Source organism: Alkalimarinus coralli (assembly GCF_023650515.1).
Taxonomy (GTDB): domain Bacteria; phylum Pseudomonadota; class Gammaproteobacteria; order Pseudomonadales; family Oleiphilaceae; genus Alkalimarinus; species Alkalimarinus coralli.
This window is the reverse complement of record NZ_CP096016.1, coordinates 1,206,149-1,230,300: the sequence shown is the minus strand read 5'-3', so window position 1 is coordinate 1,230,300 and position 24,152 is coordinate 1,206,149. Positions and strand designations below refer to the sequence as shown.

20 protein-coding genes and 3 tRNA genes are annotated in these 24,152 nt (G+C 44.9%); 10 read left to right on the top strand and 13 right to left on the bottom strand.

Translation table 11 applies throughout. The annotated features are described in order from the left end of the window. Positions 1-16: 16 nt before the first annotated feature. The 3 genes from MY523_RS05415 to MY523_RS05405 all read right to left on the bottom strand — a co-directional run bounded on the left by MY523_RS05415 (position 17) and on the right by MY523_RS05405 (position 4,512). On the bottom strand, positions 17-1,183 hold the full coding sequence (locus MY523_RS05415; RefSeq protein ID WP_250657781.1) for an efflux RND transporter periplasmic adaptor subunit: 1,167 nt from the start codon (positions 1,181-1,183) through the stop codon (positions 17-19). A 100-nt stretch (positions 1,184-1,283) separates the two neighbouring features. Beyond that, the gene (locus MY523_RS05410; protein ID WP_250657780.1) at positions 1,284-3,800 is read right to left on the bottom strand and encodes an ABC transporter permease; all 2,517 of its coding nucleotides are present in this window, start codon (positions 3,798-3,800) and stop codon (positions 1,284-1,286) included. Positions 3,801-3,837: 37 nt separating this feature from the next. Further along, positions 3,838-4,512, bottom strand: a complete 675-nt coding sequence (locus MY523_RS05405) for an ABC transporter ATP-binding protein (RefSeq protein WP_250657779.1) — start codon at positions 4,510-4,512, stop codon at positions 3,838-3,840. A gap of 41 nt (positions 4,513-4,553) precedes the next feature. Here MY523_RS05405 and MY523_RS05400 point away from each other — a divergent pair, with 41 nt between their 5' ends. Then, the gene (locus MY523_RS05400; RefSeq protein WP_250657778.1) at positions 4,554-5,279 is read left to right on the top strand and encodes an arylesterase; all 726 of its coding nucleotides are present in this window, start codon (positions 4,554-4,556) and stop codon (positions 5,277-5,279) included. An 84-nt stretch (positions 5,280-5,363) separates the two neighbouring features. Here MY523_RS05400 and MY523_RS05395 read toward each other — a convergent pair whose 3' ends face one another. Next, complete coding sequence (locus tag MY523_RS05395) at positions 5,364-6,311, bottom strand: YheT family hydrolase (RefSeq protein WP_250657777.1); 948 nt, start codon at positions 6,309-6,311, stop codon at positions 5,364-5,366. A 45-nt stretch (positions 6,312-6,356) separates the two neighbouring features. Then, entirely contained in the window at positions 6,357-7,259 is a 903-nt protein-coding gene (locus tag MY523_RS05390) for a universal stress protein (protein ID WP_250657776.1), read from the bottom strand. 224 nt (positions 7,260-7,483) lie between these two features. On the opposite strand from MY523_RS05390, the gene MY523_RS05385 reads away from it, so the two are divergent. Both MY523_RS05385 and MY523_RS05380 read left to right on the top strand, forming a co-directional pair. Beyond that, a tRNA-Asn gene (locus tag MY523_RS05385) sits at positions 7,484-7,559 on the top strand. Positions 7,560-7,664: 105 nt separating this feature from the next. Next, positions 7,665-7,741 (top strand) — tRNA-Pro (locus MY523_RS05380). A gap of 79 nt (positions 7,742-7,820) precedes the next feature. Here MY523_RS05380 and MY523_RS05375 read toward each other — a convergent pair. Continuing rightward, positions 7,821-9,140, bottom strand: a complete 1,320-nt coding sequence (locus tag MY523_RS05375) for a M18 family aminopeptidase (protein WP_250657775.1) — start codon at positions 9,138-9,140, stop codon at positions 7,821-7,823. Positions 9,141-9,334: 194 nt separating this feature from the next. Between MY523_RS05375 and MY523_RS05370 the strand changes: the two genes are divergently transcribed. Continuing rightward, the gene (locus MY523_RS05370; protein ID WP_250657774.1) at positions 9,335-9,829 is read left to right on the top strand and encodes a hypothetical protein; all 495 of its coding nucleotides are present in this window, start codon (positions 9,335-9,337) and stop codon (positions 9,827-9,829) included. A gap of 50 nt (positions 9,830-9,879) precedes the next feature. Here the strand turns inward: MY523_RS05370 and MY523_RS05365 are convergent, their stop codons facing one another. Continuing rightward, positions 9,880-10,377: a hypothetical protein gene (locus MY523_RS05365; protein ID WP_250657773.1), complete on the bottom strand. Its 498-nt coding sequence runs from the start codon at positions 10,375-10,377 to the stop codon at positions 9,880-9,882. Between the two features lie 393 nt (positions 10,378-10,770). Between MY523_RS05365 and MY523_RS05360 the strand changes: the two genes are divergently transcribed. Then, entirely contained in the window at positions 10,771-11,421 is a 651-nt protein-coding gene (locus tag MY523_RS05360) for an outer membrane beta-barrel protein (RefSeq protein WP_250657772.1), read from the top strand. 106 nt (positions 11,422-11,527) lie between these two features. On the opposite strand, the gene MY523_RS05355 is transcribed toward MY523_RS05360, so the two are convergent. Next, a complete protein-coding gene (locus MY523_RS05355; protein WP_250657771.1) occupies positions 11,528-12,592 on the bottom strand; it encodes an RNA-guided endonuclease InsQ/TnpB family protein in 1,065 nt (354 codons plus the stop codon). 21 nt (positions 12,593-12,613) lie between these two features. Here MY523_RS05355 and tnpA point away from each other — a divergent pair, with 21 nt between their 5' ends. Continuing rightward, complete coding sequence (tnpA, locus tag MY523_RS05350) at positions 12,614-13,030, top strand: IS200/IS605 family transposase (RefSeq protein WP_250657770.1); 417 nt, start codon at positions 12,614-12,616, stop codon at positions 13,028-13,030. A 76-nt stretch (positions 13,031-13,106) separates the two neighbouring features. Here the strand turns inward: tnpA and rlmKL are convergent, their stop codons facing one another. Next, positions 13,107-15,347: a bifunctional 23S rRNA (guanine(2069)-N(7))-methyltransferase RlmK/23S rRNA (guanine(2445)-N(2))-methyltransferase RlmL gene (gene rlmKL, locus MY523_RS05345; RefSeq protein ID WP_250657769.1), complete on the bottom strand. Its 2,241-nt coding sequence runs from the start codon at positions 15,345-15,347 to the stop codon at positions 13,107-13,109. 387 nt (positions 15,348-15,734) lie between these two features. Here rlmKL and rmf point away from each other — a divergent pair, with 387 nt between their 5' ends. Further along, positions 15,735-15,944 (top strand): ribosome modulation factor, encoded by a 210-nt coding sequence (gene rmf, locus MY523_RS05340; RefSeq protein ID WP_250657768.1) that lies wholly within the window; start codon positions 15,735-15,737, stop codon positions 15,942-15,944. A gap of 165 nt (positions 15,945-16,109) precedes the next feature. Here rmf and MY523_RS05335 read toward each other — a convergent pair whose 3' ends face one another. Then, the gene (locus tag MY523_RS05335) at positions 16,110-17,135 is read right to left on the bottom strand and encodes a quinone-dependent dihydroorotate dehydrogenase (RefSeq protein WP_250657767.1); all 1,026 of its coding nucleotides are present in this window, start codon (positions 17,133-17,135) and stop codon (positions 16,110-16,112) included. Between the two features lie 476 nt (positions 17,136-17,611). Beyond that, positions 17,612-17,884, bottom strand: coding sequence for a PilZ domain-containing protein (locus MY523_RS05330; RefSeq protein ID WP_250658778.1), 273 nt, complete (start codon positions 17,882-17,884; stop codon positions 17,612-17,614). 311 nt (positions 17,885-18,195) lie between these two features. Between MY523_RS05330 and MY523_RS05325 the strand changes: the two genes are divergently transcribed. Continuing rightward, positions 18,196-19,377: a cation diffusion facilitator family transporter gene (locus MY523_RS05325; protein ID WP_250657766.1), complete on the top strand. Its 1,182-nt coding sequence runs from the start codon at positions 18,196-18,198 to the stop codon at positions 19,375-19,377. Between the two features lie 67 nt (positions 19,378-19,444). Here MY523_RS05325 and uvrB read toward each other — a convergent pair whose 3' ends face one another. Then, on the bottom strand, positions 19,445-21,463 hold the full coding sequence (gene uvrB, locus MY523_RS05320; protein ID WP_250657765.1) for an excinuclease ABC subunit UvrB: 2,019 nt from the start codon (positions 21,461-21,463) through the stop codon (positions 19,445-19,447). A gap of 244 nt (positions 21,464-21,707) precedes the next feature. Between uvrB and MY523_RS05315 the strand changes: the two genes are divergently transcribed. Together MY523_RS05315 and MY523_RS05310 are read left to right on the top strand one after the other, a co-directional pair. Further along, positions 21,708-22,892, top strand: a complete 1,185-nt coding sequence (locus MY523_RS05315) for a pyridoxal phosphate-dependent aminotransferase (protein WP_250657764.1) — start codon at positions 21,708-21,710, stop codon at positions 22,890-22,892. Positions 22,893-23,032: 140 nt separating this feature from the next. Then, positions 23,033-23,108, top strand: a tRNA-Asn gene (locus MY523_RS05310). Between the two features lie 274 nt (positions 23,109-23,382). On the opposite strand, the gene pyrF is transcribed toward MY523_RS05310, so the two are convergent. Beyond that, positions 23,383-24,084 carry an orotidine-5'-phosphate decarboxylase gene (gene pyrF / locus MY523_RS05305; protein WP_250657763.1) on the bottom strand — a complete coding sequence of 234 codons (702 nt, stop codon included), beginning with the start codon at positions 24,082-24,084 and terminating at the stop codon, positions 23,383-23,385. Positions 24,085-24,152: the final 68 nt, after the last annotated feature.

Here is a 24,152-nt window from a genome sequence, read left to right as displayed (position 1 = left end):
ATCAGGCTCCCTGCCACTATTTACTATTCGTTTCGTCAAACGCTTTAACAGTCTGATCGACAGGGTTAACCTGCTGCCCTTTCTTTACTTTTTGAAGCCCTTCTACAATCACCTTATCGCCTTCAGAAAGCCCTTTATCCACCACCCAGCTGACTTCAACTCGATCTCCCATTTCAACCCGGCGAACTTGCACAGTATTTTTGTCATCAACCACCATGGCAAAATAGCCTTGCTGATCTTCAGAAACTGCGGCTTGTGGAATAAGGATAGCATTCTGCGCTTCACTGGCAGTTACCACAGCCGTTACATATTGGCCCGGAATAAGTAGCCCTTTTTCATTCGGAAAGACGGCTCTGACTTTTACTGTGCCTGTTGCGGGGTCAACCCGATTATCAATAAAATCAAACTTTCCTTTATGAGGATACATATCACCATTCGGGAGCTCTATACTCGGGATTGGCAGTTTCTTTACCTTATCTGAAGATGGGTTGTTTTTTTGATTCTCTGATGTAAGTAATTTCTCTGAAACATCAAATGTGACATACATAGGGTCGACCGTCACAATGGTAACCAAGACACCAGATTCAGGGCTGACCAAGTCACCAATACTAAGAGACTTTCGGCCAATGCGCCCGGATATAGGTGCCACAATTTTGGTATAAGACAGGTTTAGTTTAGCTGTTTCCAATGCCGCCTCGCTCGACTCCAGAGACGCCTTGGCCTGATCTCTTCGTGAAATGAGATCATCCATCTCCATGGCACTAATAAAACCTTTTTCTATGAGTTCGTTACCCCTTCGGAAGTTACGCTTGGCATTGGTTAGGCTGGCTTGCTGTCGACTGACCTCTGCGGATAAACGGGATACCTCAGTCTGATAGGGTTTAGGGTCAATCTCAAATAGCAGATCGCCTTTTTTAACGTCCTGTCCTTCGGCAAAGTTCATCGAAAGTAAATATCCACTTACGCGCGCTTTAATTTGAACATCTTCAACCGCTTCTGTTCGACCGATGAAACGTCGGGAAGGGTTTATTGACTCACTGCTCACTGTTGTTACCACGACGGATGGCAGCGGTGCACTCTTGTCAGGCTGGCTGCTGGCTGAGTTATCCCCACACCCGGTAACCGTTAAGCACGCGAATACCAAAGGTGCGATCCATGAACGATTACATATCCTTTTTTTCATATTATTATCCGTTATCCATATCCAATGTTTATAAGTGCATAAGTTACTATAATAATAATTTTAAATGGTTCTTAAGGGGTTTAACAGCAATAACCTCCATTTAACCAATGTCTTGCCTCAGTATAGCCAATGGAGATGATCGGGTGACCTTTCTTACAAGGTAATAACCTGCACACCCGATCACTATTCCGCTTGCGACGGGGAGCCACAGCCAGATACTCGTATGCACCACAAAGTCGGAGTTGAACAGCTTGCTTTGTATGGCCCAAACAACAAACTCCGCACCAACAACAGCAATAAGGCCTGATAGCAAGCCAATCACTGTGAACTCTACAAACTGGCTGCCTAAAACCAACCTTGAGTTTGCCCCAAGTGTTCTCATCAGAGCCCCCTCTCGATAACGCTCGCTCATTGATATATTAATCAATGCCATTACAACCAAGAACGAGGCCGCCAAAATCAGATACATTATCAGCTCAATCACTGTCGATACCTGATAGATAATATGCCTGACTTTTCCTATCAGCTGGTCAATTTCCAAAATGGTGATCGTGGGGTACTTTCTCGAAAGCGCATTAAGCAAACTTTTTTGTTCTGAAGTGAGATAGACACTGGTAATAAACGTAGAGGGAAAGCGATCCAATACGCCTTCTGGGAAAATCATATAGAAATTAGGTCGCATACTATCCCATTCAACCGTTCGGATACTCTGAATATCGACATCAACCTGCCGATCACCAATTGTAAACGTCAGTTGATCACCAAGTTTCAATCCTAATTTTTCGGCCAGGGTTGACTCAACCGACACTCTATTTGCCTCTTGCTCTCGGCTTTCATACCACCACTCCCCCTTTTTGAGGGTGTTATCGGACGGCAGCCGGTCGCTCCAGGTCAAATTCAGTTCTCTATTCAGGGCGTTAAAGTCCTTTTCCTTACTAACAGCCATTTTGACCGGCGTGGAATTGATATGGCTCAGCCGCCCCCTAACCATTGGGTACAAACCACTTGTTCTTACCCCTTCGCGATCAAAATAGGACGCGATATCTTCGACCTGCTCTTGGCTAATATTGATAAGAAAGTGGTTCGGAGCGTCCTCCGGTAATTGAGCCTGCCAGTCACCGAGCAGTGCCGTTCGAGTTAGATAAATGACCGCTAACAGTAGAAGCGCCAATGAAAAAACCTGTATTTGAAATACAGTTTGCCAACGTCGCCTGACTATCGATGATACGCCCAAACGCCAGTAGGTACTGGCCCCTGTTCCTATAATGCTTACAGTCTTCAGCAGCACAAAAGAGACCAATAACAACAGCGCCGAAAGCACCGCAAATGATGACATTAAAATGGCAACCAATATCCAGTCCTGGCTATACAGGTACAGTAACAATAACGTACCGCACCCCCCCGCAACGCCTATCAACCAGTTGAAACGATTAACCCCAGCCGTCTCTCTTCTTAGAACCTTCATCGGAGGAACGAGCTTAAGATTAATAATCGGCGGCAGAGCAAACGTTAACATGACCACTGCGCCTGTCGCCCACCCCACAAACAGTGTAGTTAACTTAAAATCATACCAGTTCAATGAGTAACTTAGTTCAGGGAACAAACTCCCAAGGCTGCTAATACCTAACGCATAACCAGCCAGCCCAAGTGCCGTGCCAGCAAACCCGGCAATCAGAAAGATAAATGTAATCTGCAATGCAAAAATACTTACAACCTGCGAGCCACTCAGGCCGAGTGTTTTTAATAGAGCAACAGCATCAACTTGTTTCGTCGAATACTGTCGTGAAGACATGGCGATAGCGACGCAGGCTAACAGCACGGCCAAGCTGCCACCCAGCAATAAATAAGTTTCAGCTTTCTCAATAGAGCTGGCAATTGCAGGCCTACCCTCCTTGACTCCAACCCACTTGTGGCTTCCACTCAACTTTGGCTTAAGCCAAAAATCCAGGGCCGTTAATGCAGAGTCGCTTCCAGCAAAAAGGTAGGTCCAGCTGAGACGGCTTCCTGGCTGAACAACGCCGGTCGCATCAATATCAGCGATGTTAATCATCGCACGCGGAGCGACAGCCGACATCCCGAACCCGACATCAGGCTCTCGATTGATAACCTGTGTGACCTTAAACTCTTTGTCACCGATAGAGACTATTGAGCCCTTACTAACAGACATTAGAGAAAAAAGACGAGGGTTTAGCCAAATTGTTCCAGGGCTTGGTATCTCATTGGTCGTTTTCGCGGGTGAAAATGGTTGCTCTGACGTTTCCAGCGCCCCCTTTAAAGGATAACCATCCGATACCGCTTTCACGCTCACCAACTGCATTTCATCACCGGCAAAAAGCATAGAAGCAAAATTTAGCGTATGTGCGGTCTCTAAATTGAGAGACTTCGCCGTTTCTATCCAGCCGCTTGGTACTGTTCTTGGACTCTTTAATTGCCGGTCTGCCGCAATAAACTGACTTGAAGTCTGAACAATGAGCTTTTGCAGATGATCTCCAAGAAGCGAAATAAGTGATACGGTAGCGACAGAAATGACGGTCGCCAGGAACAATATTTTGAGCTCCCGGTGGCGAAACTCTTTTCGCAATAATTTGCTGCTTATTTTTATGACACGCTGCCGCATTGTTAATTACTCTCGTTAAGCATTATTCCAATAGCTATCAGGTCAACACCCTACCGTTTTCCAGTCGCAGTGTAGAATTACATTTTGCTGCGAGCGAGTCGTCATGAGTCACCATCACCAGTGTTGTTTGCTCGACCCGGTTGAGGTCAAACAGGAGTTCAATAATGGTCTGCCCTGTAACGGTATCCAAATTACCGGTAGGCTCGTCGGCAAACAAAATTGAAGGTTTACAGGCAAAGGCTCTCGCAATAGCAACTCTTTGCTGCTCGCCACCTGATAGCTGGTGAGGGTAGTGCCCAGCACGCTCCGCCAGCCCTACTCTGGCTAAAAACTGCTCTGCCTCTTGTCTGGCATGCTGATCACCTCTCAGCTCTAAGGGCAACATTACATTTTCCAAGGCACTTAATGATGACAACAACTGAAAAGACTGGAAGACAAAACCAATATATTCAGCCCGTAACGCTGCCCGCTCTTCTTCACTCATATTAGACAGATCTCGACCTAATATAAAAATTGATCCGTCTGATGCGGAGTCAAGTCCGGCCAACAACCCAAGCAGGGTTGTTTTACCCGACCCGGAGCGACCCACGATGGCTAAAGAGTCTCCCTTCTTGATTTCCAGATCAATAGCGCTCAATATTTCAAGTGTCTGGTCAGCTAACGGAACTCGTTTGGATACATTTTGCACTTTTATTATCAAAGGTTCGTCCACAACACCTTCCCTTTTAATTTACCGGTGGATATTTAAACACTATGCATTTGTCTATTGAACGTTTCAACCTAAAGTCGCAATTACGCGCCATAGTCTATGGCTCTACAACAATAAGCGGGTGCTTTAACCTGTTACAGTTCGGGCAACGGCTGAAAACCATTTACCTTGTTATCACACTATCGATAGCCGCTATACTTTTCACAACGGCTGCTCACGGGGCCAACAATACCATCGTGGTGCTAGGCGATAGCATCAGCGCCGCCTATGGAGTGCCCACCGAAAAGGGGTGGGTATCACTATTCGAAAACAGATTGAAACAGGAAAACAAGTCCTACAACGTTATCAACGCCAGCATCAGCGGTGAAACGACTGATGGCGGCGTTAAGCGCCTGCCTGAAATAATTCGTCGGCATAACCCCTCAATACTGCTTATTGAACTGGGAGGTAATGACGGCCTTCGAGGATTTCCTCTCAATATCATCAAGGCAAACCTTCAAACACTTATCGACCAAGCAAAAGAGAACAATATAACGCCAGTCCTAATTGCCATGCGCATCCCTCCGAATTATGGGCGTCGCTATACATCAGGATTTTTCGATATATTCACAACGGTCGCTGAAGAAAACAATGTTTCACTGGTGCCCTTCTTGCTGGAAGATATCGCGTTAAAACCCGGGCTGATGCAGTCAGATGGAATACACCCTACTGAAAGCGCACAACCCATCCTTTTAGATCATATCTGGGAAACACTCACACCACTACTCTAAAAGGCGGTTGATGACCGGTGACCAAGCGCCGCACTCGACCTTGCAGCGACCCTTTATACTTACAGTTAGCCTTTATACTTACAGTTAGCCCTTGTTAAGAAATGCAATTGCACGCTGCTCCGACCAATATAGATTGTTTTTGTTGAAACTAACAAAGCCGACATGCCCACCCGTCTCAGGCGTTTCTAAATGCACCTGCGGATTAGCATCGACTTCATCATGGGGGTAGCAGGCGCTTGCTAAAAACGGATCATCCTTTGCGTTAACAATTAATGTTGGTACCTGTATATTTCTTATATAGCGTCGACTGCTGCAGTGAGTCCAGTAATGCTCTGCATCTCTAAAGCCATGAATAGGCGCGGTATACCGGTCATCAAATTGCCGGAAATTTTTTATTTCATCATAGTCGGTTAAATCCAGCAGCTCAGGAAACAACTTTTTTTTTGCCTGCATTTTGGCTTTAAGCTCTTTTAGAAAGCGCCTCATATAAATCCTGTTTTGAGGTTGCGCCAGCTGTTCAGCACTTGCACTTAGGTCGCATGGCACGGAGTATACGACAGCTTTATTTACTAAAGGATTTGGCTGTATTGTCTGCTGGCCCAAGTAAACGAGCGACAAGTTCCCTCCCATACTAAAACCAATAAGCGCTACCTCATCATAGCCACCAGACTCAAGTGCGTAATCAATAACACGGTGCAGGTCTTCTGTCGCTCCACTATGATAGAAGCGCAAGTGACGATTCATTGAACCTCCGCAAGAGCGAAAATTCCACGCCAAGGCATCCCAGCCATTATCGATTGCGGCCTTTGCCATACCGATGATATAGGGACGACGACTATGCCCCTCCAACCCATGGCTAATAACCACTAGACGCCGTGCCCCAATGCGAGCCCAGTCCAGATCTAAAAAATCACCATCTTCGATATCAACCCGTTCCCGCACCATAAATTGATCATTCAGTTTACGAAAAAGTGACGGGTAAATGCTTTGGATATGCCCATTTTTAAAAAAATACGGGGCTCTGTACTCCATTAAATCAAACCTCGATAAGTGCCTCGAATATGTATTCGTCTCATGTTATTTCAAAATCAAGATATCACACATTAAATTGTCTAGAACTCTTTCAGCTGTGCTGCCGATAAAAATTTTATCCAAACCACTCCGCGAAACAGCCCCCATTACAATTATATCGATACCCGACTCATTGACGACATGAGGAAGCACTCTTTCAGGAATGCCTTCTTCAAAATGAACAATCGTTGTTGACTCTACATTTCTTTTCAGCAGCTCATCCAGACTTTCACGATGCCGACTCCTGACTTTTTCTCGATAAAACTCATAGTCTGCAATCACTGCGTCAAACTCTGCAATAGCGCCAGTTGGAATCGGCTCATAAACATGAACAACATGAAGCTCTGCCGGTAGTTTACACGCTAAGTCATGCGCCGACTGTAATAGCTTATCATCCAGGTCTTCAGGTTTAGAATGTATATGGAGTGGGTCAACGGCTGCTGCAACACTTAAATGACTCCCCCATTCATTCTCGTGCACAAACAAAAGTGGTGTCTTGCTTTCCCGTATCAAGTGCCAATCCGTATTGGTAAACAGTGCTTTAACCATTACAGAGTGGTGATCTGCTTGCTTTAGAATCAAGCTGGTATCTGTGCAATCCGCTCTTTCAAGCACTGCACGGTGTAGCGGTTTTGCCCACTCAACGTAACCTGTGGCCTTGACACCTTCAGCCTCAAGGGACTCTACAAGATTGGCTAACCACGCCTGTTTAGCGTGAATATACCCTGCATGCGCCGAATTCAAACCTTCTTTATCAAACCAGTGGCTTCCTTCAATCGCAGAACTATAAGCCGCAATATAAAGCTCAACTGACGCATCGTAAATTATCGCTAGTCGACGGGAACGTTCAAGAAGTATTCGATTATCTCTCTTTGGATCTATGACGACTAATATCTTGGATACACCCACAACGTCCTCCTTAATGATCTCTCCGAAAAATTGAACGTGCCGAACGCAGTTATGACCTCTTAAAGTATGGATGAATATTCTAAAACTGCTAATCGGGGCTCTTCACAGAAAAACTGAGGATGATACAAGCCGAAATACGCTTCAGATAAATTTTCATATTTTTAACGATTTGCAGTTGACGATAATTAAGCTTATCTATATTATTCGCGCCTCAACTGATTTGTTCCTCGATAGCTCAGTTGGTAGAGCAACGGACTGTTAATCCGTGGGTCGCTGGTTCGAGCCCAGCTCGAGGAGCCAATTCTTTATTGATGTCAATTTTTGACTTCAACTCTAAAGAAATTTCTTGCTAGTATTCAGCATAAAACACTATTAGTACGTTTACTATTGCTTACTATAGTACCTCGGGGTATAGCGCAGTCTGGTAGCGCGCCTGCTTTGGGAGCAGGATGTCGGGAGTTCGAATCTCTCTACCCCGACCACTATTTATCTAAAATCCCAAACCGCCGACTTAAACTGAGCTGAAGACCGACAGTCACCCTGTCAGCCTCCCTTCAATAGTTATATACGATCAACCTTAAGACTTTTTTCCGCAAAAAACTGGGCGAGCACCTTATAAAGCGTAAACGCATCCTTACTTCCAATCATCTCTCTTATGGAGTGCATTGCAAATTGAGGCACTCCAATATCCAGCGTCCTTACACCAATATTGCCCGCCGTAATAGGGCCAATTGTGCTACCGCACGCCATATCGCTCCTCACAACAAAACTCTGATATGGCAATGCAAGCTTTTCGCTCAAATGCCTATATAATGAGCTCGTCTCACTGTTGGTAGCATATCGCTGGTTAGCGTTAATTTTAATAACCGGCCCCTCATTGATTAGCGGCCCGTGATTATTGTCGTGTTTATCAGAAAAGTTAGGGTGCACCCCGTGCGCGTTATCAGCAGATATCATCATTGATGCATTGATCACTTTCGCTCTTTGCTGCGAGTCAGGGTAAATGCGCTCCAACACATTCATCAAAAACGGGCCTTGAGCACCTTCTGCGGACTGACTACCAACCTCCTCGTGATCACTGCACACAAGCATCGTTGTTGGCAACCCATTCTCACCATCATTAGCAGCATTCAACAGGCTGGATAAGCCCACATAACAGCTGAGCAAATTATCGAGTCGCGCAGAGGCAATAAACTCACTGTTAAGACCGAGATAGGATGGGGGCTGAACATCATACAGACACAAGTCATAATCCAACACTTTTTTAACGGCTGCACCTGCATAGGCCTTCTGCAATTCTGATTTGAGTATTTCCCGAAACGAAATATCTTCATTCTCTCCCAGCTGAGTCAGAATGACCGGTAAATCCTTTTGCGCGTTAATCGTTCGATTGTTATTGGCTTCTCTATCAAGATGAATCGCTAAGCTGGGAATAACCGCAACCGGCCTCTTAAAATCCACCAACCCACTTGCCAACCTGCCCTCCGTATCAACGAACGTAACTCTACCAGCAATAGATAGGTCACGATCAAACCATGGATTAAGCAAGGCACCACCATAAACTTCTACACCCAATTGGAAAAAACCTTTCTGCTTAACCTCAGGGGTAGGTTTTACTTTAAGGCACGGGCTATCTGTGTGAGCGCCAACCATGCGAACACCATCTTCTGGTTCAGCCCCTACAGTAAAGGCGATGAGTGAAGAGCCATTGCGAGTAACAAAATAGCGACCATTGGCTTTGAATGTCCACTCCGCGGACTCATCAAGTGAAATAAAGCCAGCCTTTATAAGCTCTGACTCCATGTTAGAGACTGCGTGAAAAGGTGTTGGCGAATGTTGCAAAAACGACATTAACCCTTGATTAAAAAAATCTAACTGCATTGCTTCCTCGACTCATATACATTAACTGCACGGCTTTCCCCAGAGAGTAACGTAAATCCCCTAAATCTAACAGTATTCTCGGCCTATTGCAGTGAAAACACGCCAACTGGAGGGGTTGCGTACTCGACATTCAACAATTGACCAGTATAATCCCCGACCAGCACTCACAGCAGGAATAGGCAGCACAACTAAACATGTCCAGCAACGCACTCAACCGCCAGCCACAGTTTTTAGACATCGAAAGCAGCAGCTACGATGAAGATTGCTTCCCAATCTGTATCGCATGGTCTCTTCCTGATGGACAAATCAAAAATGTGCTCGTAATGCCTGACGATGATTGGAGCCCCCATAACTCAACCCTGCCTGAGGAAACCCTTCAGCATTTATATGATAATGGCGTATCCGGTATTGATATTATCAGAGAAATGAATGGCGATCTGGATGGAATTCCCGTCTATATAGATGGCATTGACTATGATACCGAGTTACTCGAGAAGCTATACGAAACGTTTGACGAAGAGCCCACTTTTGAGCTTACTCCTGTAACAAGCCTATTCACCAACAAAAGCTTTGAGGAAATTATAGACAACAAAAACCAGATCATTCAGGACAATAATTTCAACACTGAGCAGGCTGAACACAATGTGCTCTCTCTGCTAATAATGGCTCGTGAAGACGGCCTTATTTAGCAAGACCAATAAGACCGATGCTCCAAAGGAGTGACGTTCAATTTAAATTGCTACAAAAACTCCCTTCTTCCCAGGTAAGCATCGACAGTTCTTACAAGTCGATTATTGATAACGTCATGCGTACTGTCTTCATTTAGCTGTCGATCAATTAACAGCTCATTCAAGTTGACCACCAACTGAGCAACAAACGCCATTTTTTCTTCCAAAATGTTCACCGCTTGCTCAGCGCCACTTCCACCAAAGAGAGACCGTCCAAAATCAAAATAAAAGTGATGCAACAACCAGTTACGGTCAATCAGTGCTTGATGCAGCACAGGCATTAGATAGGGTGGCAAGTCCAACTGCAGAAATAACGATTCCAGTTTTTTCAAAATCTGGTTTGACTCCCTGTCATCCAGAAGAGCCTGGAGTCCAGGCCGCCAGTCCACCTCATGGCACTCATGAGCAACACCTGCAAACAGGTTAACCAATACCGCTTCGAGTGACTGTGCTTCAAAAAGCGCTTCCCCCAGTTTTTCAAATACCTGCTTATTGCTCCATGTTTCCATAGCACTACCCCATACATCCATACGACAATTAACATCCCTATTACAACTAACATCCCTAGTACAACTCAACACACCGTGTTGTGGCATACCGCTTCGAAATCAGCTTTATATGTCTTACTATTTACACGCCTTACTAGTTTGACTATTTCAAATCTTTAGAGCGCTATCGGCCTGACACTCAGCGAACCTTGTACATATTAACCAATATTAGTAACAAATATATACGAAACTTCAATAATTTGTGACACTATTCAGCGAATTGCCTTATCCTAATGCGGCACAATTCAGCATCATAAATATACAAATAAATCATTAGCTTCGGTGATACATCTACACCTAAACATGTACGCCAGTTATAGATACTATCTACTTAACATGGGATTCCAACTAATAATGAAGTTTCTAGCTCGTACCCTTGCCCTATTTTCGCTTTTATCACTAAACCTAGCCGCAGCGGAAGCCGATGACAGCCCCAAAAAGGCAGGCCTGGACTACATAGCCATCAACACCATGCTGATAGATTTTCGCTCAATCGGTAGTAGCTCAACCGCGAAAAACTGGGCAACATCATTTACCATGGGAACCTATATTACCGACTACGTTAAGACAGAAGCGCGTTTTGGCTTTGGGTTGACTGATGACACCGTTCCGGGCACTAAGATATTAAGAGACGAAAATGGCGATATCGTTAAAAACTCAAGTGGCCAAAACACAATTGTGGCATCTGATGCAACGATCGCGCTAAACCACTTCGCAAGCTGGTATATGGGCATACACTACCCTCTCGCAGAGTGGTCTTCTGCCTACGTTCAACTGGGAATGTCCTATGTTAATGCCGACGCAACAGCCGAGGAAAAGTCAACCTGGGAAGACCTGCCTGACGATTTCCCAGGCTCAAAGTTCAGTATGAGCTGGCTTGCAGGTTTTGATTTTAACGTAGTCGAAAATTGGTATGTTACCGCAGAAGCCGGGCGGCTCCATCGTAGTACTGCATCAGACATTCATACACTTCATTTTGGTTTGGGGTTAAAGTACGAATTTTAAGTCCAAACTAATACCAAGGTGCCTAACGGCACTGAGGTATTATTGACTTCTCCCCTCCGTAAACGAAGGGATTCTTAGGGCCATTACAGCCCTAAGACTAGGGCGACTACAGAGTAGTCGCTACCTTTCCTTCCGCAAGACGGTGTAGCCCCACCGCAAGAATGTTCTTGGCTGCATTAATATCTCGATCATGCGTAGTGTTACAAGCACTACAAGTCCATTCTCTTATTCCAAGTCCTGTCCTACCTTTCGGACTGCTGTCGGGTATGACCGCGCAGCACGAACAGGCTTGGGTTGTATATGCCTCGTTAACTTCATCAAAAACAATACCTGCGTGATCGCACTTGTATTCCAGTATTGTTTTCATCATGCCCCAGCCAGCATCTAGCACTGACTTGGCTAATTTTGTCTTAGCGAGACCCTTACTTGATACATTCCCGACAAAGACGGCTGCATTCTCTTGTACAAGTTTCGAGGTGTACTTATGAATACCATCTTTACGGCGGTTTACTATTTTGGCGTGGATCGCCTTCACCCGCTTTTTGTTACGAGCGCGTTGAGCTAGACCCAGCTTCGCTTCAAGGGTGCGATAGTTACGACCAAGCAGCTTGTCGCCGTGGGAAGACGTAGCCGCTTCTTTACAGCCCAAGTCGATACCAACAGCTTGTGTGCCTGTTGATTGCTCCGCTTCAACATCGACTACGACATTGAAGTACCAGCGTCCACGAGCGTCTTCGCTGAAACTGGCCGAACGGAACTTGTATTTCGACAGGTCGTAGCTGTCCCAAATCTTGAAGTGGTGGCCGTTGTGGAATACTTGGCCGTTTTTCCATTTAGACGCGCCCGTCTTGATCGGTATCCAGCCGAGTGAGCGGCGAACACCACCAGACTTGCGCCAGTTCAGCTTGGCCTTTTTGAATTGCTTACGACGGGTAACGTATTCTTTGCCAATCTCTTGAACCGTGTGGCTGTGCAAGCCTAACAGCTTGCCAGCGCCATCGGTGTACTTCTGCAAGTCATAGGCTGACATAAAGACACCACGCTCTTTGACCGAGCGGAGGCTTAGTTCGTTGAGAAAATTCCACACATAGTTAACTTGCCGAGCCATTTGGCCTAGCAAGTATGCGTGGTTATCTCTTACACGAACTCGGAGTGTCTTTGTCTTTTTCATAGAGTTGAGTATAATTGGTCTATGAAAGAAAACAAGCCTTATCGAACAGGTAGAAACTGTGTTTTTATGCTCCATGCACACTTGGTCTTCGTGACCAAGTATCGGCATGTTGTCTTTAATTCCGCTCATTTAGAAACGCTGCATGAACTGTTTTTAGTCGTATGCAAAGAGTTCGATGTTGAGCTGGCAGAGTTCAATGGTGAAGGAGACCATGTTCACTTGTTAGTGAACTTCCCGCCCAAAGTCTGCTTATCAAAATTGGTTAATAGCTTGAAGGGGGTATCCAGTAGGAAATTGAAATTGCATCACCCCGAGCTAATAAAATCAGCCTACATGAAAAATGCTCTTTGGAGTCCCAGCTACTTTGCGGGAAGTGTCGGTGGTGCACCTATCAGTGTGGTTAGGCAATACATCGAGCAACAAAACAGACCCCATTAAACCGCTTCGCGGTTTCCGCTATCCTTCCCCGTCCTTTAGGGCGGGGCATGGCGCGGATTTTGGTCAAAGTAAAAAATCAACTGAGCCCGAGCGTTTTATGCTCAATGCGCCAGCACTGATGGATTCTGCTATTTCTTTCGAAATCCTTATCTATTGTAGACTTTGATATATCTACTATTTTAAAACCGGACAGTGCTGCTTCATCTAATTTAAAGCGCCTTAGATTATTAGAAAATATCAGCACACCACCTTTTCTAAGCAACCTCATCGCTTTATTAATCATATCTACATGGTCGCGCTGTATATCCAATACCCCATCCATTCTTTTGGAATTGGAAAATGTTGGCGGGTCGAGAAAAATCATATCAAACTTATCGCTAGACACATCTAACCAGCGCATACAGTCTGCCTGAACAAACGAATGCTTCTGCTCAGAAAAGCCATTCAATGCCAGGTTTTCCTTCCCCCACTTGAGATAGGTATTCGACATATCAACACTAACCGTTTCACTTGCCCCACCTTTAATGGCATGCATGGTTGCAGCAGCAGTGTAACAGAAGAGATTAAGGAAGCTTTTACCTGAAGCATTTTGCTGAATCCAGTTTCTGACAGGCCGGTGATCAAGGAATAAACCCGTATCAATATAATCAATTAAGTTTACATAAAACTTACATCCTGACTCATCGACAACCATGCGCTGGGATTCATGGTCATGTTTTTCATACTGGGAATCCCCCTTTTGTCGGCGCCGCTGCTTAATTACCACTTGCTCGGCGGGAACTTGCAAGACATCCGGTATAACACTCAACGCCTCGCTCAAGCGCTCTTTGGCGGATTTCTCATCAATAGACGCTGGGGCCGCATACTCCTGAACATGAACCCAGTCTCGATAGATATCAACCGCCAACGAAAACTCAGGCATATCAGCATCATAAACACGATAACACTCAAGCTTATTCTTTTTAGCCCACTTCCCGATAGTTCTAAGGTTTTTCTTGACCCGATTCGCAAACATCGCAGCTCGCTCTGGGTTTGCAACAACCAATCGACGGCGACTAAGCAAAACCCGGGACTCAATACTGTCATCCGTTTTTACATAATTCTCGGGCAATACATCAATTAAGATTAGCTGACTTGGCAGGCTGCCATTAAACAGTTTGTATTGCTTATAACTTCTAAGCCCAACCCGCCGTCCCAGATCCACATTCCCGGTAAATATGCCCGCTTTCCACCCTTCAAATTCACTTTTTAATTTATCACCAAGGCTACGATAGAGCCCTTTTAGCGACTCTAGCTCGCCAAGGCGCTCTCCATATGGAGGATTTGTAAGCACCAGCCCAGGAACATAGGCACTAGTACTATCCGATGCCTCTGCTTTCGCAATTCCCTGTAACGCTGACAGGCTTTGCGTCTCCACACAGATAACTTGCTCAAGCCCTGCCCGCTTAATGTTGTTACGCGCCACAGCAATAACAGAGTCATCAGCATCAAACCCTAGCATACGGTTACAACCATCTGCCTGCCGGACAATGCACCTATTCAAACCGCACTCAAACCGCTCAATCGCCTCATCAATTAGCGTCTTCCATGTCTGATCATCATGTTGACGCCATTTCAAGAAGCCGAATTCCGCCCGGTCAAGCGCAGGCGCCTTGTCACACTGAATCATTGCTGCTTCAACCAGCAGCGTTGCAGACCCACACATAGGGTCTACAATAGATGCGCCGTTTTGACTTAGTTCTGCCCAGTTACAGCGTTGCAGCAGAGCCGCTCCAAGGTTCTCTTTAATCGGGGCTTTACCCGCCTCAGTTCGATACCCACGCCGGTGCAAGCTTTCACCAGACAGATCTAACGCAACAACAGCGGAACCTTTCGCAAGCTTGACGTTGACACGAATATCGGGCGAGTCTCGTGTAACACTCGGCCGCTCACCAACCCGATCCCGAAACTGATCGACAATCGCATCTTTTACTTTTACAGCGCCAAAAGCAGTATTATTTATATTTTTTGACTGACCAGAGAAATCAACGACCAACGTATTCTCGGCCCCCATATGCGCTTGCCAGTCAATACTGTATACAAGGTCATACAGCTGCTCAGCGGTGTGCACAGTTGATTTCGCAAGCTCGAGAAGAACCCTGTTTGCGGTGCGCGACCACAGAATAAAGCGATAAATTTCTGGCAGCGATGCTTCAAAAGCAACACCTGCTGGCCTTACCTTTGCCGGCCTATGGAGCAGTTCATCAAGCTCTTTTTCAAGCACATATTCCAGCCCCTTCGGGCAGGTAGCGAATACAGGTAGTAGTTTATTCATCATAAATAGATACAAACGCAAGGAATAATTGGTTACAAATAAGGTTACAAAATTTTAACCCGCTTAGAGATCTTTCCAGGCTATTAGCACTCGCTCTCAACTGCAACTAAAACAGTGCCTTAATGCTTCATATAATAAAATGCAATATAAGATTATTTTTATAGATCGATTAATTCGTATACAAGCTGTTTTTATTTCTGCTTTACTAAATATTGACCTCTAGGCGAAATAGCCATTTTAGGTAAGCCAAGTCAAATGGAGTGGCTTGAGTTGAGAGGTCTAGTCATATTGATTTTTTCGAGCACTTTATAGGAGGTTAGACGTTAATTAGGTGTTTTTCACTTAAGCTTAATCGTTATCACCATAAATAAATATCGAGGTCATATAAGAATGAGAAGACAAAAACGTGATGTTAGTGATCGTGCATACAAGCGCGGTTATCATGCAGGCCTAAGCGGTAAATCAAAATCTCAATGCCCTACAGAAACCCCTACAGCCAAACAGCAATGGATGAATGGATGGCGGGATGGTCGAATCGATAACTGGGACGGAATGACCGGAGTCTCAGGGATTCATAAAATACCAGGCATTACCACATAATCAGGCACAATTTATTTCAAACGCTTTCATCATCACGTGTGTAACTAAACAAATTCACCTACCGTTGATGATACTCAATACTTATATAAAACATAAAAGCGGGCACTCCGCCCGCTCTTTCCAGGCCCTTCATAGGGCCTGGACTCGATAACCACCCTATTCATTTCACCTTTTTACAGATGCAATAGCTTGGGCGGCCTCTCTAATCAATGACGGCCCGTGATATACAAACCCTGAATAAATTTGCACTAATTTGGCACCCGCTTCAATTTTGTCCGCTGCAGATGCACCATCAATGATTCCCCCAACACCTATAATAGGTATTTCATCCCCGAGTTCAGAATAAAGCGCTTTCACTACATCCGTGGACACGTGCGTCAACGGAGCGCCGCTTAATCCTCCTGTCTCATCTGCATATTGACAACCTTCAACCCCCACACGACTGATCGTGGTGTTGGTTGCAATAACACCATCGACTTCAAACTGCTTGAAGGCATCGGAGACCAATCGAATCTCTTCACTTTTCATATCAGGCGCAATTTTGATCGCAATAGGCACTAATTTGCCATGTTCAATGCTCAGCTTTTGTTGCTCTTCCTTAATGGCTTCAAGGAGCTGTTTTAGGGAGTCCCCAAACTGAAGATCCCTAAGCCCTGGTGTATTTGGTGAAGATACATTGACCGTTATATAGGTAGCAAAAGGGTATACTTTACGAATTCCAATTAGATAGTCATTTGTCGCTTGTTCAACAGGTGTATCAAAATTTTTGCCTACATTTATTCCTAACACACCTTTGTATCGGGCATTTTTTACATTTTCTATTAGGTAGTCGACCCCTAAATTGTTAAACCCCATTCGGTTGATTATTGCTTCACGCTCTTTAATGCGAAATAGCCGAGGTTTTGGGTTCCCCGGTTGTGGTCTTGGGGTCACGGTTCCAATTTCTATAGAGCCAAACCCTAAAGCAGCCAACCCGTCAATATGATCGCCATTCTTATCCAGGCCCGCGGCCAAACCTACCGGGTTATTAAATGTCACCCCCATTACTTCAATCGGTTCAATCTGGGGGGGCTTGATAAAGGGTCTAAGAATCCCCATCCGCTCAGAGGCACTAATCAAATCCAAAGAAGCTTCGTGAGCCACCTCTGGAGATAGTTGAAAAAGGAGGTTTCGAACTAATTTATATGCCATCGTCTAAAATCTCTCGGATAAGGTATCTTCAGAATCGTCGCGAATTATAACAAACCAGTCCTAAACTAACCTTAGTTATTCAATTTTTTATTAAGTCCAGAGAATTATTACGATTGAATAGCAGGAACATGAACTTTTTGTCATTTATCCACTGTTTCTGTGGATAACTTTGTTGAAAACCACAAAAAAACTTCTCAGATCCCCCTAAACTACTCCATTATCATTAGATTGGTTATTTTTTAACCAATTATAATTTACTTTATAATCAATGACTTAGATTAATTAAAGATAAAAGGATCATTTATGACGGTTTTATTGCGCTTTTCTACAACTCCGTACCAATGTGCACAAATAAGTCAACATTATGACAGTTAACGTACCTCACTACTTACCATGTAAGTCGCTATACCCAGTAAATAGATAAAACTTCGTGATATGAGTGGTCACTCGGAAGGCGCTAACTGTTTTTAGCCAAACTATACAAATGACAATCCATTACCATCCACTGTGTGCCTGACAACTCTCATGTCTAGATTCATAGGTTCAAAAAAGTCTGCTGTCTCGATTTTCACTCGAACAATCTGGCCTTTTTCAAGAGCACTCCATGATGTGTCACCCACTATAAATATCCCTGTATTTGAGATATCACGAGTTTGAAAGCGCCTCCACCCTTTGGCGGGGTGCACAATTTCCACATCATAAGACACTTTTATTCTTGGGTGTTTACGTTTTTCTGGGCTGGACTTCATCACAGTCACTATCCATTTGTGCAATCTTATGTAATTTTGACTATCGTATAGTCATACGGAATGAGCCTGGCACTTCATACCGTGTATATCGCTATATAATAGATATATCCCCTTTTAATTCAACAACTTTCAGCAATTACCAGATTATAGTTAGTGCTTTAATATAGTATAGCCTTACAAAGCAGTGCTACAATTTGGATTTACCCCAAAAAGTAGCTGCCTTATCGTGTACAAGCAATTAATGAACACTTTCAGGTAAAAAGGCACTCGCTACGTATATGCTCAACTAAGTTCGATATAATCAAACCATTATGCACAATCACGACATAGCTCACCAAACGCCAACTCACGACAATAAGTCAGCGACGTTTCAGAAGCAGGCCCAAAAGGTGACGTTGATTGGCATGGTAATCGATATCTCTTTAGGCGTACTGAAAATACTATTTGGTTTCGTATCACATTCATACGCCCTTATTGCCGATGGCCTTCATTCGTTCTCTGATGCGCTAACCGATGTGCTGGTCATTGCAATTACAAAATATTCTCGTTTGGAACCGGATGAGGATCATCCGTATGGCCACGAACGGTTTGAGACCCTCGGCACAGTCTTTCTCGGCTGCCTATTGGTCGCTGTAGCAGGCGCAATGGCTTGGGATAGTGTTATGCGATTGATTTCTCAAAGCGTAATAGAAATACCCACTTGGCCTGCATTGGTGGTCGCCTTCATATCAATACTCGCGAAAGAGCTGATTTTTAGATACACGTACCATATCGGAAAACAAGTTAAGTCAGATTTAATCATTGCAAACGCGTGGCATAGCCGCACAGATGCCCTTTCTTCCATTGTTGTTTTTATTGGAATAGCAGGCGCAATGAGCGGCATTAGCTGGCTAGATACTACGGCCGCGATTATTGTTGCCCTAATGATAGCTAAAGTAGGGTGGGATTTGTCGTGGGATAGTATTAAGGAGCTTGTAGATACCGCGCTGTCAGCCGAAGAAACCAACGAGTTACGAGAGTTTATTAAAGAAACACCGGGCATTAAAAATGTCCATGAGCTTCGCAGCCGCCACATGGGCCCAGACGTTATAGTTGATGTCCATTTGCAGGTTCGTCCCTCAATAAGTGTATCAGAAGGGCATCAAATTGGGTTACACGTAACTCGCCGCCTAAAAAAACAGTATTCTCACATTAGAGACGTTACATTTCATATTGATGCAGAGGATGACGATCATAATGGAGAACATGCTACCTCTGCATCTTTACCATTGAGAGATGAAGTCATAAAAACCCTGAAGCATGCCTGGCAAGGTCTGATTTCTATTGAGAACGAACAGAAAATTAACCTTCATTACCTTAACAACAAGGTATCCGTAGAACTTTTCATTAACGCCAGTAGCAAAACACCACCTAACTTGATCAATAAATTAAGAGAGTCAGCCGCTGGGATTCCATGGTTAGGTGACTTGACCCTATGGCACTCCAATACCTGAAGAACTTCACTCAAGCACAAAAGAACAATAGCGTAAAACACAGGGGATCATGGGCAAAGCCCTCCCTCTATCTGTGACCTAAAACAGCCTCTTTCAAGGCGGCCACGTCATCTCTCAACTGAGCTGCTTTTTCAAAATCCAGGTCACTTGCGGCACGGTACATTTCATCTTCCAGCCTCGAAATTTCTTTCGACAGTTCTTCCGGCGTTCTGGACTTAATATCAACACTATAACGCGCACCCTTTTCAGCAACCTTTTTAGATGGCCCTACCTTACGGCCTGGTATCACAGCCCCTTCCATTATGTCCGTAACCTTTTTATCAAGGCCTTTTGGCGTAATTCCGTGCTTGGCGTTAAATTCTTGCTGAACTTTTCGTCTTCGCTCCGTTTCATCAATGGCGCGCCGCATAGACCCTGTTATTTTATCTGCATACAGTATTGCCGCTCCATTTAAGTTTCTCGCCGCACGGCCAATGGTTTGAACCAGGGAGCGCTCTGAGCGTAAAAATCCTTCTTTATCGGCATCGAGTATCGCAACCAATGATACCTCGGGCATATCCAGCCCCTCTCTGAGCAGGTTAATCCCAACAAGTACATCAAACTCCCCCAACCTCAGGTCGCGAATAATTTCAACCCGCTCTACCGTATCTATATCAGAGTGGAGATATCGAACACGTACACCGTGCTCCATTAGAAAATCGGTCAAATCTTCAGCCATTCGTTTGGTTAACGTAGTTACCAGAATACGGTCACCGCTGGACACACGTTTGTGGATCTCTGAGAGTAAGTCATCAACCTGGGTCGTCGCTGGCCGGACTTCAATCAATGGATCTAAAAGACCGGTAGGCCTCACGAGCTGCTCAACCGTTCTACCTGAGTGCTCAGCCTCATAGTCCCCCGGTGTCGCTGACACAAAAACCGTTTGCGGCGAAATTCTCTCCCACTCATCGAAACGCATAGGTCTATTATCCAAAGCCGACGGCAACCTAAATCCATATTCGACCAAAGTTTCCTTTCGCGACCGATCCCCTCGATACATCCCTCCTATTTGAGAAACCGTTACATGGGATTCGTCAACAACCAACATAGCGTTCGCCGGAAGGTAATCAAACAAGGTTGGCGGTGCCTCCCCATTCCCACGGCCAGAGAGGTATCTTGAGTAGTTTTCGATACCGTTGCAGTAGCCCAACTCATTCATCATCTCAATATCATAGCGGGTTCGCTCTTCCAGTCTCTGGGCTTCGACAAGCTTATTGTTACCTTTCAACTGAGCTAATCGCTCTGCAAGTTCAAGCTTAATATCCTCTATTGCGTCAAGAATTTTTTGCCGTGGAGTAACGTAATGAGACTTGGGGTAAATAGTAATACGGGGTACTCGCCGCAGAACCTCACCAGTTAATGGGTCAAAATGCGCAAGACTCTCAACTTCGTCATCGAATAGCTCAATGCGCACAGCCTCTTTCTCTGACTCAGCAGGATATATATCAATCACGTCCCCACGCACACGATAGGTTGCTCGATGGAGCTCAACATCGTTGCGCGTGTATTGCAAATCAGCCAAGCGACTCACTATCTTGCGCTGATCAATTCTGTCACCCCGATCGAGGTGAAGCATCATTTTCAGGTAAGAGTTAGGATCACCCAGGCCATAGATTGCTGATACAGTCGCAACGATTATTGCGTCCTCTCTTTCTAGCAATGCCTTGGTCGCAGATAGCCGCATCTGTTCAATATGTTCGTTAACCGCAGCATCTTTTTGTATAAATGTATCTGAAGATGGAACATAGGCTTCAGGTTGATAATAGTCGTAATATGAAACGAAGTACTCGACTGCATTTTCAGGGAAAAACTCTTTGAACTCCCCATACAGCTGGGCAGCAAGCGTCTTATTGTGCGCCATAATTATCGTCGGCCGCTTAACCGCAGCGATAACATTTGCAATGGTAAATGTTTTACCTGAGCCGGTAACGCCCAATAGGGTTTGATGTGAAAGCCCTGCCTCAATACCTTCAACCAGATCTTTTATTGCATCAGGCTGATCTCCTGACGGCTTAAAATTCGAGTGTACTTTAAATTCTTTCGTCATATCACATCTCAACAAAAAAGCCACTTTATTCTAAGTAGCTCTTGAAAAAACCATTATCACAAGCGGTTATAAAATGCTATTATTGGCTCGTTTTGGGTGACTAAAACACCAAAAACGACGTATTGATACCCTATTTATTGTCTATACATGAAGTATGGTCGAATGATTAGCTAATCAAGGTAAATTCGTCAATTCGGGCGATTTATTATTAACATCTGAACACTCCTTATCGAGGATAGCAAGCTTGGACGTTCAACTTTCTAATCGTGTACAACAAATCAAACCTTCTCCTACTCTTGCAGTAACGAACAAAGCAGCCGAATTACGGGCAGCGGGACAAGATATTATTGGTCTTGGTGCAGGCGAGCCTGACTTTGACACCCCTAGCCATATTAAAGACGCCGCTATTGCAGCAATTAATGAAGGTAAAACCAAATACACAGCAGTTGACGGTACACCAAGCCTTAAAGCAGCAATTATTAACAAGTTTAAGCGCGACAATAACCTTTCTTATGAGCCCGCCCAGATTTTGGTTTCGTCTGGCGGCAAGCAAAGCTTTTTCAATCTCGCCCTAGCGCTTTTGAACCCGGGCGATGAAGTAATAATCCCTGCCCCGTACTGGGTTTCTTACCCAGACATGGTTCTTGTTGCAGAAGGCACCCCTGTCGTTATTGAAACCTCGCAGGAACAGAGATTTAAAATAACAGCTGAGCAGTTAGAAAACGCCATTACCCCAAAGACTAAACTTGTTGTGCTTAACAGCCCTTCAAACCCAACAGGCGTTGCCTATTCGCGACAGGAGCTAAGCGAAATTGCGAGCGTACTGAAAAAGCATCCCAACATCTATATCGCAACTGATGATATGTACGAGCACATCATCTGGGGCGATGAACCATTTTGCAATATTGTAAACACGTGCCCAGAGCTTTACGACAGAACATTCGTATTAAACGGTGTATCAAAGGCTTACTCAATGACAGGCTGGCGCATAGGATATGCTGCCGGCCCACAAAAAGTCATTGCAGCAATGAAGAAAATTCAATCCCAGAGCACCTCTAACCCAGCCTCTATTTCACAGGCAGCAGCAGAAGCGGCTTTAAATGGCCCACAGGACTGTGTCGCCTCAATGGTTAGCGAGTTTAAAAAGCGGCATGATTACCTTGTTGATGCTCTTAATGAAATACCTGGCGTCAGCTGTATTGACGGAGACGGAACATTTTATGTTTTCCCGAGCTTTCAGGGCGCTATCGATGCAACAGAAGGCGTATCAACCGATGTAGAGCTTGCCGAGCAACTACTTTCTACTGTAGGAGTTGCTCTGGTGCCAGGGTCTGCTTTTGGCACACCTGGGCATATGCGACTGAGCTTTGCTACCAGCATGGAAGTGCTTGAGTCTGCTATCGAAAGAATCAAAAAAGCGCTAGGGTAAACTCTGTAACTCTAAAATAGTCAATATACTCAAGCCTTTAGGAACCTGTAACTGCTCTTGCTAACTTTTTAAGGTTTTATTTGATAAAGGCTTGACGAAACAACACAAGATTATTAGTATACGCGCCTCAACTGATTTGTTCCTCGATAGCTCAGTTGGTAGAGCAACGGACTGTTAATCCGTGGGTCGCTGGTTCGAGCCCAGCTCGAGGAGCCAAGTATTCTAAAAGCCTGAAATATATCTGAAAATGATAAATTATTTCAGGCTTTTTTTTGCTTTAAATTTGAGAGGAGGCCGTATACCCACAAAAGGCCTTCCCCCCCCAAAAAAATGCCACTTACTTAATCTTGTCATCCTCGCGAATGCGGGGGCCCATAAGGCCTTAGACTCCGCTCCAAATGGATTCCCGCCTGCGCGGGAATGACTATACCGGGTCACAGTGTCTTAAGAAAGTGCCATTTGCCCCCCCCTTCACAAACACCCGCAAAATCTAGCCAAGCGCTTTTATAATGTCCTCAAGTGCAGCAGCGGGATCAGCTGCCAGAGTGATTGGACGACCTATTACTAGATAGTCCGACCCTGCAGCAATCGCCTCCTCTGGAGTCATCACTCTTTTTTGATCCCCTTTCGCTGAACTCAAAGGTCGAATTCCTGGCGTCACCAAATTAAAATCACCCGGACACAATTCACGCAAGGCCGTCACTTCCTGAGCGGAGCAGACAACACCATCAAGCCCTGAATCTGACGCTAATTTAGCAAGCCTCCTCACATGATCAATAGGCTCAACATCCAACCCAATATCGCTAAGGTCTTGCTTTTCCATACTCGTAAGTACGGTAACAGCAATTAGCTTTGGGGGGGTACGATATTTCGCTAAGCCATTACAACATGACTCCATCATTCTGCGCCCACCTGAGGCATGAACATTAACCATCCAAACCCCCAAATCAGCTGCCGCCTGAACAGCCTTAGTTGTAGTGTTAGGAATATCATGGAATTTTAAGTCCAGAAACACCTCAAAGTCTCTCTTATGAAGCTCTTCAAGTATTTCCGGGCCACACAACGTAAACAACTCTTTACCAACCTTAACCCTGCACTGCCTAGGGTTAAGTTTATCAGCCATCGCCAGTGCACCCTGTTTAGAGTGATAGTCCAGAGCCACAATCACTGGTGACAAATTCTCAGCATCCATTTAATATCAACCCACCTAAGTAAAAAACAAAAAATTCTCGCTTACAAAGCTACTCTACAGTCAATCCC